This window comes from Enterovibrio paralichthyis (assembly GCF_019209835.1).
GTDB classification, from domain to species: domain Bacteria; phylum Pseudomonadota; class Gammaproteobacteria; order Enterobacterales; family Vibrionaceae; genus Enterovibrio; species Enterovibrio paralichthyis.
In genome coordinates, this window is sequence record NZ_JAHUTS010000010.1 from 147,159 (window position 1) to 167,023 (window position 19,865).

Annotated in this window: 18 protein-coding genes, 6 tRNA genes and 2 rRNA genes; 11 read left to right on the top strand and 15 right to left on the bottom strand. The window is 51.4% G+C overall.

Features of this window, described 5'->3' with window-relative positions; translation table 11 throughout:
- Nucleotide 1: 1 nt before the first annotated feature.
- From KU854_RS13820 to KU854_RS13830, 3 genes are read right to left on the bottom strand one after another with little or no spacing between them, the layout of a single operon-like run.
- Nucleotides 2–1,720, bottom strand: a complete 1,719-nt coding sequence (locus tag KU854_RS13820; protein ID WP_218359076.1) for an N-acetylmuramoyl-L-alanine amidase — start codon at nt 1,718–1,720, stop codon at nt 2–4.
- A 4-nt stretch (nt 1,721–1,724) separates the two neighbouring features.
- The gene (tsaE, locus tag KU854_RS13825; protein ID WP_218359077.1) at nt 1,725–2,192 is read right to left on the bottom strand and encodes a tRNA (adenosine(37)-N6)-threonylcarbamoyltransferase complex ATPase subunit type 1 TsaE; all 468 of its coding nucleotides are present in this window, start codon (nt 2,190–2,192) and stop codon (nt 1,725–1,727) included.
- A 32-nt stretch (nt 2,193–2,224) separates the two neighbouring features.
- Complete coding sequence (locus KU854_RS13830; RefSeq protein WP_218359078.1) at nt 2,225–3,706, bottom strand: NAD(P)H-hydrate dehydratase; 1,482 nt, start codon at nt 3,704–3,706, stop codon at nt 2,225–2,227.
- Nucleotides 3,707–3,756: 50 nt separating this feature from the next.
- On the opposite strand from KU854_RS13830, the gene queG reads away from it, so the two are divergent.
- Nucleotides 3,757–4,884 carry a tRNA epoxyqueuosine(34) reductase QueG gene (gene queG / locus KU854_RS13835; protein WP_218359099.1) on the top strand — a complete coding sequence of 376 codons (1,128 nt, stop codon included), beginning with the start codon at nt 3,757–3,759 and terminating at the stop codon, nt 4,882–4,884.
- 666 nt (nt 4,885–5,550) lie between these two features.
- Here queG and KU854_RS13840 read toward each other — a convergent pair.
- From KU854_RS13840 to orn, 7 genes are all read right to left on the bottom strand, one after another.
- Nucleotides 5,551–5,626 (bottom strand) — tRNA-Gly (locus KU854_RS13840).
- Between the two features lie 204 nt (nt 5,627–5,830).
- A tRNA-Gly gene (locus KU854_RS13845) sits at nt 5,831–5,906 on the bottom strand.
- A gap of 40 nt (nt 5,907–5,946) precedes the next feature.
- A tRNA-Gly gene (locus KU854_RS13850) sits at nt 5,947–6,022 on the bottom strand.
- A 39-nt stretch (nt 6,023–6,061) separates the two neighbouring features.
- A tRNA-Gly gene (locus KU854_RS13855) sits at nt 6,062–6,137 on the bottom strand.
- A 39-nt stretch (nt 6,138–6,176) separates the two neighbouring features.
- Nucleotides 6,177–6,252, bottom strand: a tRNA-Gly gene (locus KU854_RS13860).
- 39 nt (nt 6,253–6,291) lie between these two features.
- A tRNA-Gly gene (locus KU854_RS13865) sits at nt 6,292–6,367 on the bottom strand.
- 113 nt (nt 6,368–6,480) lie between these two features.
- Nucleotides 6,481–7,026: an oligoribonuclease gene (gene orn / locus KU854_RS13870; RefSeq protein ID WP_218359079.1), complete on the bottom strand. Its 546-nt coding sequence runs from the start codon at nt 7,024–7,026 to the stop codon at nt 6,481–6,483.
- A gap of 79 nt (nt 7,027–7,105) precedes the next feature.
- On the opposite strand from orn, the gene rsgA reads away from it, so the two are divergent.
- The 4 genes from rsgA to KU854_RS13890 all read left to right on the top strand — a co-directional run bounded on the left by rsgA (nt 7,106) and on the right by KU854_RS13890 (nt 11,760).
- Nucleotides 7,106–8,158: a small ribosomal subunit biogenesis GTPase RsgA gene (rsgA, locus tag KU854_RS13875; protein WP_218359080.1), complete on the top strand. Its 1,053-nt coding sequence runs from the start codon at nt 7,106–7,108 to the stop codon at nt 8,156–8,158.
- Nucleotides 8,159–8,287: 129 nt separating this feature from the next.
- Nucleotides 8,288–9,169 (top strand): archaetidylserine decarboxylase, encoded by an 882-nt coding sequence (gene asd, locus KU854_RS13880; RefSeq protein WP_218359081.1) that lies wholly within the window; start codon nt 8,288–8,290, stop codon nt 9,167–9,169.
- A 182-nt stretch (nt 9,170–9,351) separates the two neighbouring features.
- Nucleotides 9,352–10,767: an SLC13 family permease gene (locus KU854_RS13885; protein WP_218359082.1), complete on the top strand. Its 1,416-nt coding sequence runs from the start codon at nt 9,352–9,354 to the stop codon at nt 10,765–10,767.
- A 102-nt stretch (nt 10,768–10,869) separates the two neighbouring features.
- A complete protein-coding gene (locus KU854_RS13890) occupies nt 10,870–11,760 on the top strand; it encodes a DMT family transporter (RefSeq protein WP_218359083.1) in 891 nt (296 codons plus the stop codon).
- Between the two features lie 42 nt (nt 11,761–11,802).
- Here the strand turns inward: KU854_RS13890 and epmA are convergent, their stop codons facing one another.
- A complete protein-coding gene (epmA, locus tag KU854_RS13895; protein WP_218359084.1) occupies nt 11,803–12,774 on the bottom strand; it encodes an elongation factor P--(R)-beta-lysine ligase in 972 nt (323 codons plus the stop codon).
- Nucleotides 12,775–13,261: 487 nt separating this feature from the next.
- On the opposite strand from epmA, the gene frdA reads away from it, so the two are divergent.
- The 4 genes from frdA to frdD are packed head-to-tail and all read left to right on the top strand — an operon-like array spanning nt 13,262 to nt 16,592.
- Nucleotides 13,262–15,064: a fumarate reductase (quinol) flavoprotein subunit gene (gene frdA / locus KU854_RS13900; RefSeq protein ID WP_218359085.1), complete on the top strand. Its 1,803-nt coding sequence runs from the start codon at nt 13,262–13,264 to the stop codon at nt 15,062–15,064.
- Nucleotides 15,064–15,819 carry a succinate dehydrogenase/fumarate reductase iron-sulfur subunit gene (locus KU854_RS13905; protein WP_218359086.1) on the top strand — a complete coding sequence of 252 codons (756 nt, stop codon included), beginning with the start codon at nt 15,064–15,066 and terminating at the stop codon, nt 15,817–15,819. The genes frdA and KU854_RS13905 overlap by 1 nt, the downstream gene beginning before the upstream one ends.
- 2 nt (nt 15,820–15,821) lie before the next feature.
- The gene (gene frdC, locus KU854_RS13910) at nt 15,822–16,205 is read left to right on the top strand and encodes a fumarate reductase subunit FrdC (RefSeq protein ID WP_218359087.1); all 384 of its coding nucleotides are present in this window, start codon (nt 15,822–15,824) and stop codon (nt 16,203–16,205) included.
- Between the two features lie 24 nt (nt 16,206–16,229).
- The gene (gene frdD, locus KU854_RS13915; RefSeq protein WP_218359088.1) at nt 16,230–16,592 is read left to right on the top strand and encodes a fumarate reductase subunit FrdD; all 363 of its coding nucleotides are present in this window, start codon (nt 16,230–16,232) and stop codon (nt 16,590–16,592) included.
- 98 nt (nt 16,593–16,690) lie between these two features.
- On the opposite strand, the gene efp is transcribed toward frdD, so the two are convergent.
- A complete protein-coding gene (gene efp, locus KU854_RS13920) occupies nt 16,691–17,257 on the bottom strand; it encodes an elongation factor P (RefSeq protein WP_054780682.1) in 567 nt (188 codons plus the stop codon).
- A 34-nt stretch (nt 17,258–17,291) separates the two neighbouring features.
- Between efp and epmB the strand changes: the two genes are divergently transcribed.
- Together epmB and KU854_RS13930 are read left to right on the top strand one after the other, a co-directional pair.
- A complete protein-coding gene (gene epmB / locus KU854_RS13925; RefSeq protein ID WP_218359089.1) occupies nt 17,292–18,314 on the top strand; it encodes an EF-P beta-lysylation protein EpmB in 1,023 nt (340 codons plus the stop codon).
- An 84-nt stretch (nt 18,315–18,398) separates the two neighbouring features.
- A complete protein-coding gene (locus tag KU854_RS13930) occupies nt 18,399–18,893 on the top strand; it encodes a GNAT family N-acetyltransferase (RefSeq protein WP_218359090.1) in 495 nt (164 codons plus the stop codon).
- 38 nt (nt 18,894–18,931) lie between these two features.
- On the opposite strand, the gene KU854_RS13935 is transcribed toward KU854_RS13930, so the two are convergent.
- From KU854_RS13935 to KU854_RS13945, 3 genes are all read right to left on the bottom strand, one after another.
- Nucleotides 18,932–19,270, bottom strand: coding sequence for a 50S ribosome-binding protein YggL (locus KU854_RS13935; protein ID WP_218359091.1), 339 nt, complete (start codon nt 19,268–19,270; stop codon nt 18,932–18,934).
- Between the two features lie 191 nt (nt 19,271–19,461).
- Nucleotides 19,462–19,577: ribosomal RNA gene (rrf, locus tag KU854_RS13940) — 5S ribosomal RNA — on the bottom strand.
- A 96-nt stretch (nt 19,578–19,673) separates the two neighbouring features.
- Nucleotides 19,674–19,865: ribosomal RNA gene (locus KU854_RS13945) — 23S ribosomal RNA — on the bottom strand; the annotation flags it as partial.

Consider the following 19,865-nt stretch of genomic DNA (forward strand, 5'->3'; position numbering starts at 1 on the left):
CTCAGCTCCCGGGGATAATCAAGGTCTGGCCAACAGCCAGTTCGTCAGAACGCAATTTGTTGGCTCTACGGATACTGTCTACCGTGACGCCATAATTGCTGGCGATTTTACCCAGATATTCTCCGCGTTTCACTTTGTGCTGTTTATCCTTCGGCTTCACACCCACAATTTTGAGCTTCTGACCGATAGCCAATTCATCCGAGCGCAGCTTGTTGGCACTGCGGATGCTGGAAACACTGACATCATATTCCTGCGCAATCTTCCCGAGAAATTCACCGCGCTTTACAACATGGGTCAGCGTTTTCCCCACAGCAACAGGTTGGCTTGCAGGAGAGGATGAATGGCTGTCAGCCGCTGGAGAAGATACTGACGCCAGCGCGTTCAGGTTTACATTCGGCACCGTCAGAACCTGTCCAATGCGCAGGCTGTTAGACTTCAGGCTGTTGGCTGCTTTAATCGCATCGACTGAACTGCCGTATTTTTTCGCGATCACAGACAGGGATTGACCTGATGTCACGGTATGCTTGATACCGTTTTTGCGCGCTGCCATCAGGGTGCCATCCGGCGGAAATTCTTCGAAGTAGGTCAACACGCCTTTGTACACCGCGTTGGCTATCTTGTTCTGGTGGTTTGAACTTAGCAGCAGCTTTTCTTCTTCCGGGTTGGTAATAAAACCTGCTTCCACCAGCAACGAGGGAATATCGGGAGATTTCAATACCGCCAGGCTTGCATGTTCCGGATTCGGTTTGTGCAACTTGGTCACGCGGCCCATTTCTTTGAGCACACGAACAGCGACGTCATACCCTTCCTTTTGCGAGTTACTGAACTGCAAATCCAGCACCGCACGACTGAGATACTCATCTTGGTTATCGTTCAGCAGTGCGCCGCCGCCGAGCAGATTGGACTGCTCTTCATGTTTTTCAATCCAGCGACCGATTTCACTATTGGCACGGCGGCGAGACAGAACCCAAACCGAAGCGCCACGCGGCTGCGGCTTATGAAATCCGTCCGCATGGATAGACACCAACAGGTGCGCGCCCTGTTTGCGGGCAATGTCTGAGCGTTTGTTCAGATCAACAAAGTAATCACCGTTTCGGGTCAGTACTGCTTTAATGCCGGGTACCTTGTTAAGCTTCGCCGCCACCTGACGTGAAATCGCCAGCGTCACGTGTTTTTCGTATTTGCGGCGGGGACCGACTGCGCCGGGATCGTTACCGCCATGACCTGGGTCGATTGCGATAATGATGTCATCCGTGCCAAAAGGCAGCGCGGCCTGTGTTTCTATTTTTTCAGCGGGTTTCGACGGTTTCGCTTTGGCGACTTCCGCTTTATGCGGCAGGTCAATCACCAGCCGGTGGCCATATTCGCCACCCGGTGCCAGCGCGAAGATTTGCGGAATGCTTTTATCCGTCAGTTCGAAAACCAGACGGTAGGTACCATCTTCCGGCGGGTTGCTTTTGCGGATTTTGGTGAGGATTGCACTGTCTTTGACCTGGTGCGGCAGTGTCATCCCCAGCGAAGTGTTTTTTAGATCAACCACCAGCCGGTCTGGCTTGGTCAGGGTAAAAAACGAATAAGCCGGCTCTGCCGCCATATCCATTACGACGCGGGTTTCATCCGGTGCTGGCCAGATTCGTACATTTTCCAGAGCGTTGGCCAAAGCGGGACTTACCGAAGCGAGCCAACACACCACACCTGCTAATACGCGCCGCCAATGCATACTGTTATTTCCACTCCAGTTGATTGATGAGTGCTTCGCCTACTGGCGTGTTGGCTTTCACCTGCACAGTGCGTTGCTCACCGTCATACTTCAGTGTGATATCGATATCCGGTTGTGGCAGCAGGCCCTCGCCTTTCTCTGGCCACTCCACCAGACACAACGCATCCGGCGTGAAGTAATCACGGATCCCCATAAACTCAAGCTCTTCCGGATCGGCAAGACGATAGAGGTCGAAGTGGTAAACCTGCCAGCTAGCCAGCTGATAAGGCTCAACAAGCGTATAGGTAGGGCTTTTTACCTTACCGGCATGACCCAGTGATTGGATGAAACCACGGGAAAATGTGGTCTTCCCGGCACCCAAATCGCCGTGAAGATAAATGGTCGTTTGTGCTGTACATGCTGCAGCCACGGCCGCACCAAAATCAACCGTAGCCTGCTCATCGGCAAGCGCGGTAGAAAAAATCTCGGTCATCTTTCTCACTGCTTTTTCCGGCTGAGTGTTCCTCAGCACTGCATTTGTTTTATGTTTTTGCCCAGCCACGGGAGGAGATCACTGGCGAGTAGTCCCCGCTCGCCGGCCTGCGAAGCGTTGTCGGCGGCAAAACTGTGTATAAATGTACCAAACGTCGCCGCTTTCGACGGAAATCGTGTCTGGGACAATGCGCTGGCAATCACACCCGTTAACACATCACCCATTCCACCGCTTGCCATACCGGGATTTCCGGCATGGATGACAAATGTATCAAGGCCATCATAAACGATTGTGCCCGCTCCTTTAAGCACCACCACACCGCCATAGCGTTTCTGTAACTCTTTGACGGCAGAAAAACGATCCTGTTCAATTTTTGCTGTGCTGACACTCAATAATTTTGCGGCCTCTCCCGGATGGGGCGTCAGCACCCAATTTTCCGCGTAACGGGGAGAAGCGGCCAGGAGGTTTAACGCATCGGCATCAACCACCATCGGCTTGTTGGCGGACATAGCGGCGGCAAATAACGCCTTGGACCATTCGGATTGCCCAAGCGCCAACACATCAGCCCATGCCAAGCTCTCAGTTAGGATCTGTGCGTCTTGGGACGAGTCCCACTCACGGGTCATCAACTCGGGCTGTCGGCTCAACGCCGCAGTGAGATTCGAGCCATCGGTGAGCAATGCCACCAGCCCAGCCCCCGTTCTCAGCGCCGCCTGACCACACAGGATAACCGCACCACCCATGCCGCGTTGACCGCCAATGCACAGCACACGCCCCACATTGCCTTTATGTACCACCGGGCTTCTTGGCGGTAATAAAGCCTCTGCCCACTCAGCATCAACTCGGATTGCTGCAGGTGGGAAGCTGGATTCAAACGCTTCTCCAATTCCCAGTCCATCAAAAACACATTCACCACATAGTGCCCGCGCCTGACCGGTAAAGAGCCCTTGTTTCAAAGCAACAAAAGTCACCGTCACGCTTGCATGAACCGCTTCCCCCCAGATGGCGCCGGTATCCGCATCCAGCCCACTGGGAATATCAACAGCAAGTACAGGACAAGCCTGGTGGTTAATCCATTTCACCGCCTCAAGAAACTTCCCAGCCACAGTTCGGCAAAGGCCAGTTCCCAGTAAGGCATCAACTACCACTTCGACTTCCGTTTGCGCTGGCTTGTCACGCGTTATCGCACCGCCTTTCTGGAGATAGCGCTCCTTTGCTGTGAGGGCATCACCTGTGAGCTTGCTAGGATCAACGACTGACCATAACGTCACGCTTAAACCGGCCTCAATTGCCAGACGGGCAATCACATAACCATCCCCACCATTGTTGCCGCCACCACACAGCACCAGGATCTTTGAGGTTGCTGGCCAGCGGGATCGCATCGATTGGTAGGCAGCCAAGCCCGCCGATTCCATCAGTGTGTACATTTCAACACCAAGATCCGCAGCGATCTTGCGTTCTCCATTGCGGACTTGATCCGCTCTGTATAACGAGTGTGGTAGACTTGCGCCCATGTTCCCTGTCCTTTATCGATCCTATGTCTGAACCACGATCCTTCCAGTCGATCAATGTAAACCAACTTGCTGAAAATATCAGGCAATGGGGGCGCGAATTGGGCTTTCAGCACATTGGGATCACCGATGTGGATCTTTCCCAACATGAAGCGCTGCTACAGAAATGGCTGGATAACGGTTACCACGGCGAAATGGACTGGATGGCGCGCCATGGCATGATGCGGGCACGTCCGCAAGAGCTGGTAGAAGGCACAGTGCGCGTGATCAGCGCACGCATGAATTATCTGCCCCCGGACGCAGGCTTCGCACAGACGCTGGCCGATCCTTCCCTTGCCTATATCAGCCGCTATGCACTTGGCAGGGACTATCACAAACTTATCCGCAACCGCCTGAAGAAACTGGGGGAGCGCATCGAAGCTGAAGTGGGCAAGTACGGCTACCGGCCTTTTGTCGATTCAGCGCCTGTTCTTGAGCGGCCACTGGCAGAGAAAGCCGGATTGGGCTGGACAGGAAAGCATTCCCTGTTACTCAGCGAAGATGCAGGTTCCTGGTTTTTCCTGGGAGAACTACTGATTGATTTACCTTTGCCAGTCGACCCGCCCGCGCAAGACAAGTGCGGGAAGTGTGTCGCCTGCATGACCAGTTGTCCTACCGGTGCCATTGTCGGTGAGACTGTCGTCGATGCACGCCGTTGCATTTCCTACCTGACTATTGAGCTTGATGGCATTATTCCAGAAGAGTTCCGGGAGGCGATGGGAAACCGTATCTACGGTTGCGATGATTGCCAGTTGGTCTGTCCCTACAACCGCGCTGCAGAGCTGACGCAGGAAACGGATTTCCATAGCCGGGAAAGTTTGGCCCAACAGCCATTAACCGTTCTTTTTAGCTGGGATGAAAACACGTTTCTGAAACACACAGAAGGTTCTGCCATTCGCCGTATCGGTCATGAAAAATGGCGGCGAAACCTGTCAGTTGCCATGGGGAATGCACCGTATGACCCGGAAATTATTGCGCAGCTTGAGGCAGCCAAAGGCAGCTCAGTAACATTGGATGAACATATTGAATGGGCCATAAGGAAACAGCGTCAACGCCGCCAGGATATGGCAATAGAGGTTCTTCCCTCTTCTACCAAGCGTTTGGTCAGAATTATTCAAAAAGGGTTATCAAGAGATGCGTGACTAGCGCATTTTTTCAAATTCCGCCTACACTTCTGCAGGGTAAAAACTCAAAAACAAGACACAGGTTCAGTTCTGCCGCTAAATGTGGAAAACCTTTTCAGTACGCCATAAATAGGTGCAAACCAGGAGAGTTAAACACACTCTGTGAATAAAGTCAGATGGACATCACGGAAAGTGATGAAGCTGGGGATAAACATTTGAAAACTTTACCGATGAATATATTTAATCCATATAAAACATATAGTTATGGATATTTTCATTCACAGCATGGTGTTTTTAACTGATCACCTTCCGACCAGATAACCCTGCGGCAAGTCACACCTTCAAATATTCATCAACGACTTTACCCACAGTCAATACGCTGTGGATAACTCTGTTGAGAAACATAAAGAAACAGCGCCAGAACAGCGCAGAAGCCGATTTCGCGACGGTAAATTTCAGATTGTATCGGGCTAGACCTTGCCCTGAGATAATGCTTCACAGCATTAAAGACAACGACCCGCAGCACCCGATGTTAATCGGTACTTTATCTGCGTAGTGTTGATGCTTACAGATGATCCTCTGTAAGAAATTTGGAGCGATACATGAGGTTCCTGCTTTCAAGGTAAAAGGTGTGACCTCAACCTTGGCAATAAACTGAATGTAGCGCACTTCCAAATGGAAGTTTGGAGCGACACACGAGGTTCGAACTCGTGACCTCAACCTTGGCAAGGTTGCGCTCTACCAGCTGAGCTAGTGTCGCATAAAAAGAGCGTCCGATAGGAATCGGCAAAATGAGGCGTCATGCATCGTTGTGCATTGCGCACTTCCTTTCGGAAGTTTGGCTTTTCCGCTAAGGAAAAGTGGAGCGACATACAAGGTTCCCGATCTTCAAGGATTAGGCGTGACCTCAACCTTGGCAAGGTTCCTTGCGTATCAGGCTTCCGATAAATCGAAAGCTTTAATTTGGAGCGACACACGAGGTTCGAACTCGTGACCTCAACCTTGGCAAGGTTGCGCTCTACCAGCTGAGCTAGTGTCGCATCGTTCATCCGACTTTCGTCAGAATCTTTTTTCAAATTTTGGAGCGACACACGAGGTTCGAACTCGTGACCTCAACCTTGGCAAGGTTGCGCTCTACCAGCTGAGCTAGTGTCGCATCGTTCATCCGACTTTCGTCAGAATCTTTTTCAAATTTTGGAGCGACACACGAGGTTCGAACTCGTGACCTCAACCTTGGCAAGGTTGCGCTCTACCAGCTGAGCTAGTGTCGCATCGTTTATCCGACTTTCATCGGAATCTTTTTCAAATTTTGGAGCGACACACGAGGTTCGAACTCGTGACCTCAACCTTGGCAAGGTTGCGCTCTACCAGCTGAGCTAGTGTCGCATCGATCATCCGACGATCAATCGGATCATTTCAAATTTTTGGAGCGACACACGAGGTTCGAACTCGTGACCTCAACCTTGGCAAGGTTGCGCTCTACCAGCTGAGCTAGTGTCGCTTTATCAAAGACATTTGTCTCTGTCAGGGCTGCGAATTATACGAAGAAAAATCGCGGATGCAATACTCTAAATCCAGAAAAATTGATTTTTCTTCGTATCGATTAATTTCGCGTCAGATCGTAAAGATCTTGCTGCGATAGAAACGAAGTTCTTCAATAGATTCGCGAATATCGTCAAGCGCCAGGTGAGTACCCTGTTTTTTCACGCCAGACAAAAGATCCGGCTGCCAGCGACGTACCAATTCTTTGATAGTGCTGACATCGACAGTGCGGTAATGGAAAAAGCGTTCCAAATCAGGCATGTGCTGATAAAGAAAACGGCGATCCTGTCCGACACTGTTGCCACAGATTGGCGATACACCGGCAGGTACCCAGTTTTGCAGGAATGCGATAGTTTGCTTGATCGCATCTTCTTCACTCACGGTACTTGCTCTGACACGATCCACCAGCCCACTGCGCGTGTGTGTATTGGTGCACCATTCGTCCATTTTCGCCAGTTCATCGTCCGACTGGTGAATAGCAAGAACAGGCCCTTCAGCTAACACATTAAGTTCAGCATCTGTAACAACGGTTGCGATCTCAATGACTTTGTGGATTTCAGGGTCCAGGCCGGTCATTTCAAGATCAATCCAGATTAAATTCTTATCGCTGAAAGACATCCAAATTGCCTATTTTACAAGTAAACCATGTATCATACTTAGCCTGACTTGAAAGCCAACTAAACTAGCGACATTTCTCGTGGCAAAAAAGAAAAAGCTCACAAAAGGCCAATTGCGCCGAGTACGGACAAACCAAAGAAAACGCATCGACCGCCAGCAGGATGAAGTCCAGTGGGATGAATCCTTGCTGGAAGCTGCCCGTGAAGGGGTTGTGATCACCCGCTTTGGACAACACGCCGATATTGAAGATCGTCAAACCGGCATCATTCACCGTTGTAACCTTCGCCGCTCCATTGAGAGTCTGGTGACCGGAGATACCGTGGTATGGCGTCCGGGCGTGGAAACACTGCAGGGCATCGCGGGTGTGGTTGAAGCTGTCCACGAACGCCACTCAGTACTTACCCGTCCCGATTACTACGACGGAGTCAAACCGGTCGCGGCAAATATTGATCAAGTAGTGATCGTTTCCGCGATATTACCCGAATTGTCTACCAACATTATAGACCGTTACCTCATCGCTACCGAACAGGTCGGCTTCAAACCACTTATCGTGATCAATAAAATCGATCTGGTTGATAGTGAAGGTGTTGAAATCATTAAAAATACCCTCTCTGTTTACCAGAGTATCGGTTACGACGTTTTGATGGTGAGCCAGAAAACAGGCGAAGGTATTGATGAACTTAAAGCCCGTCTTGCCGATGTGACCAGCATTTTTGTTGGCCAGTCCGGTGTGGGCAAATCAAGCCTGGTCAATGCGCTGTTGCCTGAGGTGAATGCCGACACCGGCGAAGTGTCTGAAAACTCGGGGCTTGGTCAGCACACCACAACCACTGCACGCCTTTACCACTTCCCTGACGGCGGCGATCTGATCGATAGCCCTGGGGTACGTGAGTTCGGTCTATGGCATTTAGAGCCAGAGCAAGTTACCCAAGGTTTCAAAGAGTTCCGCGAATTCCTGGGTGGTTGTAAGTTCCGAGACTGCAAACATAAAGATGATCCGGGCTGTTTGCTGCGTGAAGCAGTGGAGCAAGGCAAGATCAGCGTTGAACGCTTTGACAGCTACCACAAGATCATCGAAAGCATGTCTGAGCAAAAGGCAAACCGCCAATTCTCACGCAGCAAAAACGAATAACCTTCCCCAGTACACCAGCGCCCTTGTTAAACAGGCGCTGGTGAGTCGCTTGTTTATTTTGTAAACTGAGCCGCTTTTTAGAATTCCCGCCCATGATTGACGGGCAAACGACGAGTTAGGAATAAAACCGTGTCTAACGATTTGAAAATTGGTCTGCAATACTGCATGCCAAAACATCTGCTTACCCGTCTGGTAGGTAAACTGGCCGCAGCAAAGGCTGGCTTTCTCACCACCGCCGTGATCAAATGGTTTATCCGCCAATACAAGGTGGAAATGAGCGAAGCGAAAAATCCGGATCCAACAAGCTACCCGACCTTCAACGACTTCTTCGTGCGTGAGCTGAAAGACGGTGCCCGCCCTTTGAATGATGAAGTAAACGTGATCAGCCACCCTGCCGACGCCTGTGTCAGCCAGGCTGGACCGATTGAAAAAGGTCGCCTTATCCAAGCCAAAGGCCACACGTTTGATGCCTGTGAACTGCTGGGCGGTGATGCCAAACTGGCAGAAGAGTTCGCTGAGGGTGATTTTGCCACTCTTTACCTGTCGCCACGCGACTACCACCGTGTGCACATGCCGTGTGACGGCACTCTGCGCCAAATGATTTACGTACCGGGCGATCTGTTCTCCGTAAACCCGCTGACAGCAGAAAACGTGCCTAACCTGTTTACGCGAAATGAACGTGTCGTGTGTATTTTTGATACCGCGTTTGGCCCAATGGCGCACATCCTGGTGGGTGCGACCATCGTCGGCAGCATCGAAACCGTATGGAGTGGCACAGTGACCCCTCCTACCGGCCAGAGCATCCGCCGCTGGGATTACCCGGCAGAAGGCGATCAGGCTATCTTCTTGAAAAAAGGCGAAGAGATGGGCCGCTTCAAGCTGGGGTCAACCGTGATCAACCTGTTCCCGAAAGGCGCAATTACGTTTGATGAGGCGATCATTCCAGGCAAACCAACCCGCATGGGTGAAGCCTACGCGCGCCAGAACAGCGCAGAAATCGCAGCCGAATAATTAAACTGTGATCCATGACGAAAAGGGCAGCATTGCCCTTTTTTTGTGCCCAAAGTTTATTCAAACACAGAGTAATTTCCTGCCGGCTCCGTATCCTTGAGTGCGTACAGCACATCTCAAGCTGATGAAAACAAAGCGATTGGGTGTGCCCCCTTTTGTTCACTGCGGATGGAACCTCAGATATGCCGAAGTTGTCTCGTGCTGATGTTTTAAAGTTTGTTGTGGCGTTTGGTATTCCCCTGGGCGTGTTGATGATGCCAATAGATTGGATCCCTCTCGATGATCTGACTGTGGTTCAACACCGCCTGCTCGCCATCTTCCTGCTGGCTGCCCTGCTTTGGGTATTAGAGCCTGTGCCTGTGTTTGCCACCTCGATCCTGATCATCGCCCTTGAGCTCATTATGATCTCGGATAAGGGTCTGACGGTTTTCCGCGATGCATCCCCGGGGCATGATATCGGCGCCCTGATCAAATACACCGATATTTTCAGCGCATTTTCTTCCCCTATCATCATCCTGTTTATGGGCGGCTTTGCCCTTGCTATCGCCGCCTCAAAATATGAGCTGGACAACAACCTCGCCCGCGTCCTGCTTAAACCCTTTGGCACCAAACCCAGCCATATCATGCTGGGGCTGATGCTTATCACCGCTGTGTTCTCGATGTTTATGTCTAACACCGCGACGACAGTGATGATGCTGGCGCTGCTAGCCCCTATCGTGGCGACGGTCCCGAAGGGTGATACCGGCGTAAAAGCGCTGGTACTTTGCATCCCAATCGCCGCTAACACCGGCGGTATCGCAACACCTATCGGTACACCGCCCAACGCCATCGCTCTGCAGTACCTGACAGGGGAAAATGCCATCAGCTTCCTCGAATGGATGACCATGGGCTTACCCTTTGTGGTGGTGCAACTGACCTTTGCCTGGTGGTTGTTGCAAAAACTGTTTCCCGCCAGCCAGAGCGAAATGACGCTCAGGCTTGATGGCACTTTCCAGAAAAGCTGGCGCGCCTACACGGTTTACGCCACTTTTGCAGCCACCATCCTGCTGTGGATGACCACCAGCCTGCACGGCATGAATACCTATGTGGTGTCTATCATTCCCCTGGCCGTCTTTACACTGACCGGCATCATGGGCAAAGAAGAGCTTAAACTCATTAACTGGGACGTGCTCTGGCTGGTCGCCGGTGGTATCGCGATTGGCCTGGCGCTGGACAAAACCGGCCTGGCCGCTGCGCTCGCCCATGCGGTGGATTATGATGCCTTATCGCCGCTTGCCGTTGTGCTGACCCTTTCGCTGATCTGCTGGGTGATGGCAAACTTTATGTCCAACACCGCCACCGCTAACCTTTTGATGCCTATCGCCGCCGCAGTGGCCACCTCCATGGAAAGTCTGGCCTCCGTCGGCGGTATTCAGGGGTTGTTGGTTGTGGTCGCTTTCTCGGCTTCGCTGGGCATGATTTTGCCTGTCTCTACCCCACCTAACAGCCTGGCCTATTCAACAGGTCTGATTGAAAGTCGGGATATGGCGAAAGCCGGCGTGATTGTTGGCGTCGTCGGCCTTGCTATCGTCTATATCGCCCTGCTCATCCTGAATTGATCCTGCTATTTGCGGGGAAAGTGCATTGAGCGCTTTTCCCGCAATTCGTCAGCAGATAAACTCGCGCTCCTTTCCTGCTTTTTCTTTTTTGAGGGTGCCATCTTGGGTTACGAATGGCTTGCGCTTGCTGCTGCCTTTTTGTGGGGTATTTCCAGTCTGATCTCGGTGACGCCGGCGCGTCACCTCGGCAGTTTTGCCTACAGCCGTTGGCGTATGGCATGTGTCTCGGTGATGTTGTCAGTGCTGGCACTGTTGACCGGCGGCTGGGCAACCATCTCTTCCGATATCCTCTGGCCCATGGCACTGTCCGGCCTGATCGGTATCTTCATTGGCGATACAGCCCTGTTCGGTTGTATGAACCGAATTGGCCCGCGACGCTCAGGCCTGCTTTACTCCTGCCATGCGGTATTTTCAGCGCTGCTGGGCATGTGGCTGTTTGGGGAAACGCTGGAAGGCTGGCGCTTGCTCGGGGCTATTCTGGTTTTTTCCGGCGTCATGATCGCGGTGTTTTTCCGCCAAAGCGGCAATGCCCATACGTGGGAAGAAACCAAGGGCAATATCTGGATTGCCGTGGGTCTCGGCCTGACAGCGGCACTTTGTCAGTCACTCGGTGGTGTCATCGCCAAGCCTGTGCTGACTAACAATGTTGACCCTATCGCCGCCTCTGCCATCCGCATGATTGCGGCCTTCCTTGCCCACGGCGCGCTGGTATTGCTGCAGGTACGTGTCGCTCAGCCGGTCAACCCGATCAACTGGCGTATTTTCGGCATGGTTGTAGTCAACGGCTTCCTTGCCATGGCGGTGGGCATGACGCTGATCATGTACGCACTGAAGTGGGGCGAAGTAGGTATGGTTGCTCTGCTCTCTTCCATGACACCAGTAATGATCCTGCCGCTGATCTGGCTGTTCACCAAAGTGCGTCCGGCACCGAGCGCTTGGTTGGGTGCCGCGGTTGCGGTTTCCGGCGCGGCGCTTATCGTGTCGCAGGGATAGAAAAAACGCCGCTGATGCGGCGTTTTTTAAGGGCTTTCCCGGTCAGGCTCGGCCAACCGGGAAGGCAATCACTTCATCAATATGTGTTTTGCCCAAGGCAAGCATGATCAGACGATCAATACCCAGTGCAACGCCCGCACAATCCGGCAGACCGTGACGGATAGCCTCAATCAGGTGATGGTCGATGGGTTGAGATTTCAGCCCCATTCTTTCACGTTTACAGTTATCTTCCTCGAAACGCGCCAGCTGCTCCTCGGCGTTGTCCAGCTCATAAAAACCGTTCGCCAGCTCAATCCCCTTGAAGTACACCTCAAAGCGCGCAGCGACACGCGGATCGTCTTCACACACCCGTGCCAACGCCGCCTGAGATGCTGGGAAGTTATAGACAAACGCAGGCACATCCTGGCCAATCTTCGCCTCGACACCCACGCTAAAAAGCAGTTGTAACAGGGTGTCGCGGTCATCTTCAATATCCGCGATATCTGACAAACCCAATGGCGCAGCGACAGCCTTCAACTCAGCCATTGAGCCCTCTAGCGGACACACGCCAAGCACCCTGATGAAGGCATCCTGATAGGTCATCCGCTCTGCCACGCCAGCCTTTAGGATAAGCTGCAGCAGCGCATCCATTTCATCCATTAACGCGTGGTGGTCAAAGCCCGGACGGTACCACTCCAACATGGTGAATTCCGGGTTGTGATTTCGCCCCGCCTCTTCATTGCGAAACGCTTTGTTGATTTGGTAAATCGCGCCACTGCCCGCAGCCAGCAGGCGTTTCATGTGGAACTCAGGGCTGGTCATCAGGTACAGGGGGATGCCCTGCGCAAAGCCCGGGCCGACAAACTCGGTTTTAAATGTGTGAAGATGAATATCCGTCACCGTTGCTTGACTCATTGACGGTGTATCCACTTCCAACACCTCGCGATCAGCAAAAAACTGACGGATTTGTCCCATCAGCGCGGCACGAGCGCGTAAAGTTTGTATCTTTGCAGTAGGGCACCAATCTGCATTCATGGCGGAAACTCTCTCGGTTAAATCTGGCGGCATTTTATCTGCCACATCACAGAATAGAAACCCGCGCTTTCCGTGCTTACTGAAGCACATCTCTTCTCAATGACACAGATGTATGCTTTTTTTTCTTTTCGCCGCCAATGGGGAAAATGAACAATAAAAGTCCAAGTATTCCAATGAAAAGCATTCTCGTTTTCATAAAAATACCTTTTGGAAATAATTAGTTAAATGCAAACAAAGAAAAGCAGGTTTTACGTGTTAGAAACATGAAAAAACACCCGTTAACCTGCTCGTAACATCGTAATTTCTTGCAGTCTAACGACCCAGATCACAAAAATACTGCTTAGCCCTCAAGTCAGCCACGAAGTCGGAAGAAATACCCTGCCAAGTCAAATTTTGCCGCATTTAACTTTACTAAGATGGGGGCAGTTTTTGAGTTCGATGCAAGGTTGCATCTTTTTAATTTTTAACAATCCTCCGGAGGATAGCTGTGAAAACCATTACCACAGATATCGCTGTTATTGGCGCTGGCGGTGCAGGCCTACGTACTGCCATTGCTGCGGCTGAAGCAAACCCTGAACTGGAAATCTCACTGGTTTCCAAGGTTTACCCGATGCGTTCACACACTGTGGCCGCAGAAGGTGGCTCTGCAGCCGTTATCAAGGATGAGGATAGTCTCGACAACCACTTCAACGATACCGTTGGCGGTGGCGACTGGCTATGTGAACAGGACGTTGTTGAATACTTCGTGGAAAACTCGACCCGCGAAATGATCCAGCTGGAACAATGGGGCTGCCCATGGAGCCGTAAGGAAAACGGTGAAGTGAACGTGCGCCGTTTTGGCGGTATGAAGGTGGAACGCACCTGGTTTGCGGCTGACAAAACTGGCTTCCACATGCTGCACACTCTGTTCCAGACGTCGATCAAGTACCCACAAATCAAGCGTCTCGACGAGTACTTCGTGGTAGATCTGCTGGTTGTCGATAATGAAGTTCAAGGCCTGATTGCTATCCACATGGCTGAAGGTGAACTTGTCTGCATCAAAGCAAAATCTGTGGTGCTGGCAACGGGCGGTGCAGGCCGCGTGTACAACTGCAACACCAACGGCGGCATCGTAACCGGCGACGGTATGGCAATGGCATTCCGCCACGGCGTAGCACTGCGCGACATGGAGTTCGTTCAGTACCACCCAACCGGCCTGCCAGGTACCGGTATCCTGATGACCGAAGGTTGTCGTGGTGAAGGCGGTATCATCGTTAACAAGAACGGCTACCGTTACCTGCAAGATTACGGCATGGGACCGGAAACCCCGGTTGGCCAGCCAAAGAACAAATACATGGAACTGGGCCCACGTGACAAAGTGTCGCAGGCGTTCTGGCACGAGCAGCAAAAAGGCAACACCATCAAGCACCCACTGGGTGATGTGGTTCACCTTGACCTTCGCCACCTGGGTGAAGAGTACCTTAACGAGCGTCTGCCGTTTATCTGTGAACTGGCGAAAGCGTACGTTAACGTTGACCCAGCGAAAGAGCCAATTCCAATCCGCCCAACCGTGCACTACACCATGGGCGGTATCGAAACCGATTCGCGCACTGAAACCAGCATCAAGGGCCTGTTCGCTGTCGGCGAATGTTCTTCTGTAGGTCTGCATGGCGCAAACCGTCTGGGTTCTAACTCTCTGGCTGAGCTGGTTGTCTTCGGCCGCGTGGCGGGTGAAGGCGCAGCAGAACGTGCGGCAGAGTTCACTGGCTGGAATGACGACGAAATTGCTCGTCAAATCAAAGCGGTTGAAGATCGCATCGCCACACTGATGAACCAGCAAGGCGATGAAAATTGGGCAGATATCCGCACTGAAATGGGTCACTCCATGGAAGCGGGTTGTGGTATCTACCGCCGCGAAGATCTGATGCAAGAGACCATCAACAAGCTGGCTGAGCTGAAAGAGCGTTACAAGCGCATCAGCATCAAAGACAAAGGCAAAGTGTTCAACACCGACCTGCTGTATGCGATCGAAGTCGGCTACGGCCTGGAAGTGGCAGAAGCGATGGCGCACTCTGCAGTACTTCGTCGCGAGTCACGCGGTGCGCATCAGCGTCTGGACGATGGCTGTACCGAGCGTGACGATCAGAACTTCCTGAAACACTCTCTGGCGTTCTACAACCCAGAAGGTGCACCAATCATTAAATACAGTGACGTGAAAATCACCAAGTCTCAGCCTAAAGCACGTCTGTACGGTGCTGCTGCGGAAGAAGCAGAAGCTGCGGCGAAAAAAGCAGAGAAGGAGCAGGCATAATGTCAGCAAACCGCATTCAGAAAGTCAGCGTTCTCCGCTACGACCCGTCGAAAGACAGCGAACCTCACCTGCAAACGTTCAGCGTACCGTTTGATGAAACCATGTCGGTACTGGACGCACTGGGCTACATCAAAGACCATCTGGACAAAGATCTGTCTTACCGCTGGTCTTGCCGTATGGCGATTTGTGGTTCTTGCGGCATCATGGTTAACAAGGTGCCGAAGCTGGCATGTAAAGCCTTCCTGCGTGACTACCCAGATGGCTTAACCATCGAGCCACTGGCAAATTTCCCGATTGAGAAAGACCTGATTGTCGATATGACGCCGTTTATCGAGCGTCTGGAAGCGATCAAACCTTACATCATCGGCAACGACCGTAAACCGGAAGACGGCCCTAACAACCAGACTCCAGAGCAAATGGCGCGCTACAAACAGTTCGCTGGCTGCATCAACTGTGGTCTTTGCTATGCGGCCTGTCCGCAGTTTGGCCTGAACCCTGAGTTCATTGGCCCAGCGGCACTGACACTGGCACACCGCTACAACCTCGACAGCCGCGACAATGGCGCAGAAGAGCGTATGAAGCTGATCAACGGTGAAAATGGCGCTTGGGGCTGTACCTTCGTAGGTTACTGCTCAGAAGTGTGTCCGAAGCACGTTGACCCGGCAGCGGCGGTTAACCAAGGTAAGATTGCGTCATCTCAGGATTTCGTGATTGCCATGCTCAAACCTGATGGTTCGAAGAAAGTGGAGGCTTAAGGATGTCTAACCGTAAACCTTACGTTCGTGAAATGAAACGTACCTGGTGGAAAGACCATCCTTTCTACCGCATGTATATGCTGCGCGAAGCAACCGTGCTGCCACTGATTTTCTTCACCCTGTGTTTGACCTTTGGTCTGGGCAGCCTGGTGGTCGGTGAAGCTGCTTGGAATGGCTGGTTGAGCTTTATGGCAAACCCAGTGGTTATCGCCATCAACATCGTGGCATTGGCAGGCAGCCTGTTCCATGCACAGACTTTCTTCAGCATGATGCCGCAAGTGATGCCTATCCGCATCGGTGGCAAACTGCTGGATAAGAAAATCATTGTGTTGGCGCAGTGGGCAGCAGTAGCTGCGATTTCTGCAGTAATTCTGTTTCTGGTTTAACCCCGACATCTGAGGAGAGATAACGTGGTCGATTTAAATCCAAAACGTTCTGACGAACCGGTATGGTGGGGTCTGTTTGGTGCTGGCGGTTCTTGGTTTGCGATGATCACCCCGGTCACCATTTTGGTTCTGGGCATCATGGCGCCAATGGGTATGCTGGATGCAGACGCACTGAGCTATGAACGTGTAACCGGTTTTGTTACCAGCTTCATCGGTGCCCTGTTCACTATCGGCACCCTGTCGCTGCCAATGTGGCACGCTATGCACCGCCTGCACCACGGCATGCATGACCTGAAATTCCACACAGGCACCGCAGGTAAAGTGGCATGCTACGCAGCAGCCTTCCTGGTGAGCGCCCTGTCTGTGATCTTCATTTTCATGATTTAGTCGCAGCAACCTTGAAAAAGCACCTTCGGGTGCTTTTTTATTGCCTGTAAAACGCAAAAAGCGCCCCGAAGGACGCTTTTCAGCACAAGGCGTATGAATTACTTCACACGGCTTACGTATTCACCAGAACGAGTGTCAACTTTGATCACTTCGCCAATCTGGATGAACAGAGGTACACGCACAACTGCACCAGTAACCAGAGTTGCTGGCTTACCACCGGTACCTGCGGTATCACCTTTCAGGCCAGGGTCAGTTTCAGTCACTTCCAGCTCAACGAAGTTTGGTGGAGTCACTGCAATTGGGTTACCGTTCCACAGGGTCAGGGTGCAGCGATCGTTCTCTTTCAGCCATTTGATGTTGTCGCTTACAGCTTTGCTGTCTGCAGCGATTTGCTCAAAGGTTTCTGCGTTCATGAAGTGCCAGAACTCACCGTCAGTGTACAGGTAGTCCAGTTCCACATCGATTACGTCAGCAGCTTCAACAGAGTCGCCAGACTTGAAAGTCTTCTCCAGCACTTTGCCTGAAAGCAGTTTACGGATCTTCACGCGGTTGAACGCTTGGCCTTTACCCGGCTTCACGAACTCGTTTTCGATAATGACACAAGGCTCGTTATCGAGCATAATTTTCATTCCGCCGCGGAATTCATTGGTGCTAAAAGACGCCATGTCTATCCTCTTAACATCTTCGAAGTTGTCATAAATGCCGGACATAATAACCCGAAACGCGTCGCCTGTTGAGCAAAACTGGCTCAAAGAAATGGCAAATGCGGTTTCAGATCCCCAAAAGCTTCTGCAACAGCTTGATATCGAACCTTCGGCATGGACGTCCGGCTTTTCTGCACGTGAGCTGTTTGCACAGCGTGTGCCGCAAAGTTTCATCGACAGGATGGAAAAGGGTAACGCTAACGATCCCCTCCTGCGCCAGGTGCTGCCTGTCGCCGCAGAGTTTGATGAGGTCGAGGGTTTCTCTACCGATCCGCTCGAAGAGCAGGAAAACGACATTCCAGGCCTGCTGCACAAATACAAAAACCGCGTACTGATGATCGTTAAAGGTGGCTGTGCGATTAACTGCCGCTACTGCTTCCGTCGTCACTTCCCGTATGCAGACAATAAAGGTGGTAAAAACGTCTGGCGCGAAGCGGTTACTTACTTACAGGCGCATCCAGAGATAGACGAAGTCATTCTGTCAGGTGGTGACCCTCTCATGGCCAAAGATCATGAGCTGGAATGGCTGATTGAGGCTATTGAATCCGTCCCGCATATCAAGCGTCTACGTATTCACACCCGCCTACCCGTTGTGATCCCATCACGGGTGACGTTAGCACTTACTCACATGTTGAGTAGAACGCGGCTTAATGTGGTGATGGTGACCCACATCAACCATGCTAACGAAATTGACGATAGCCTGAAAACGGCTATGGCGCAGCTCAAGCAAGCTAGTGTGACACTGCTCAATCAGGGCGTACTGCTCCGTGGTGTAAATGATTCCGTCGATGCGTTGAAAAACCTCAGCAATGCACTCTTCGACGCAGGCATTCTTCCTTACTACCTGCACGTACTGGATAAGGTAAAAGGCGCAGCACATTTCCTTGTTAATGACGACGAGGCAAAAGTGCTGATGTCTGGACTTATCAAAGAAGTCTCAGGCTATCTAGTGCCGCGCCTGACCCGTGAGATCGGTGGTCGCGACAGTAAAACACCCTTAGATCTCCATTTAGAGTAAGTGGTTACCAACAAAAAACCATTTGCTTAGCAATCAGTTACAGGCAATGATGAAAAGTCCCCCTGGCATAACCAAGGAGTGACCATGCCTGTAACTGTTCGTCCCGCAGAACCCCGCGATATTCCCGCTATTCAACAACTCTATTCCTGCCCCAATGCGCAGGCTGGCACATTACAACTGCCTCTCCCTTCGTTGGCTCTATGGGAAAAACGGCTCAGCAACCTGCCGGATGACGTTTACTGCCTGGTTGCCGAAGAAGACGGCAAGGTTGTCGGTCAGTTAGGCTTTGAAGCTAACCGACGGGCTCGCAGACGCCATGTTGGTGAATTCGGAATGGCGGTGCATGATGACCACACCGGAAAAGGCGTCGCCAGTGCATTACTCAGCGCAATGGTAGATTTGGCTGACAACTGGCTGAATCTGCGCCGAATCGAGTTAACCGTCTATAGTGACAATGACGCCGCAATTGCCTTGTATCAGAAGTTTGGTTTTAGGCAGGAAGGTGTGGCAGTTGATTACGCCTTTCGAAATGGAAAATACGTCGATGCACTGTTTATGGCGCGTCTTAACAAGCAATAATCCAGATGACAAAAGATCCGATCATCCGGATCTTTTATCTAGTCCATGAACTCAAGTTGATGAAGGTCGACAAGTGGACCCAATTCCAGTAAATCGACTTCATTTCGCTCTTCAATCCATTCTTTGATTGATTCTCTATCCTGCTCTGTCGCAGATCCATACCTAAGAGCAGAACCAATAACCAACTCGATATTACTCATACCACCACCGCCGACAAGTAAATGTCGCGACTCAGCAAAGTCTGCAAGGGACTCTATGAAGGTATCCAACTCGTCGTCGCTGTCTGTATTTAGCTTCAGACTAATCAAAAAGCCAAAAACCGCAAATTCATCCAGATACAGTTTCTTTCTCAATCGCTTAGAACGTTGTGATGGCATAGCTTAGGTTCCTGTCGGATAACAAGTGCTGACAGTGTAAAAGCAAGTCTAGAAGTTGTCGGTAGCAAATTTGAAAAAACGGGAGCGATGGTGAATTTGAAAATGCACAGACGCAAAAAAGCCCTGACCAGATGGTCAGGGCTTTTTCTGCTTTTTGTCTTCACTTTTTAAAAAGTGAAAGAAAATTAGAAGCCTGGCGATGTCCTACTCTCACATGGGGAGACCCCACACTACCATCGGCGCTGTTACGTTTCACTACTGAGTTCGGCATGGAGTCAGGTGGGTCCATAACGCTATGGTCGCCAAGCAAATTCGTTAAAATCAGGAAAGCTGTGTTTTGTTCTTAGTTCTCAGTACACATTCAATGTTCTTTTCGAGTCCGTCAAAACCCCTTGGGTGTTGTATGGTTAAGCCTCACGGGCAATTAGTATCAGTTAGCTCAACGCCTCACAGCGCTTACACACCTGACCTATCTACGTCGTAGTCTCCAACAACCCTTTAGAGAGCTTATAGCTCTAGGGATGACTCATCTTGAGGCTCGCTTCCCGCTTAGATGCTTTCAGCGGTTATCGATTCCGAACTTAGCTACCGGGCA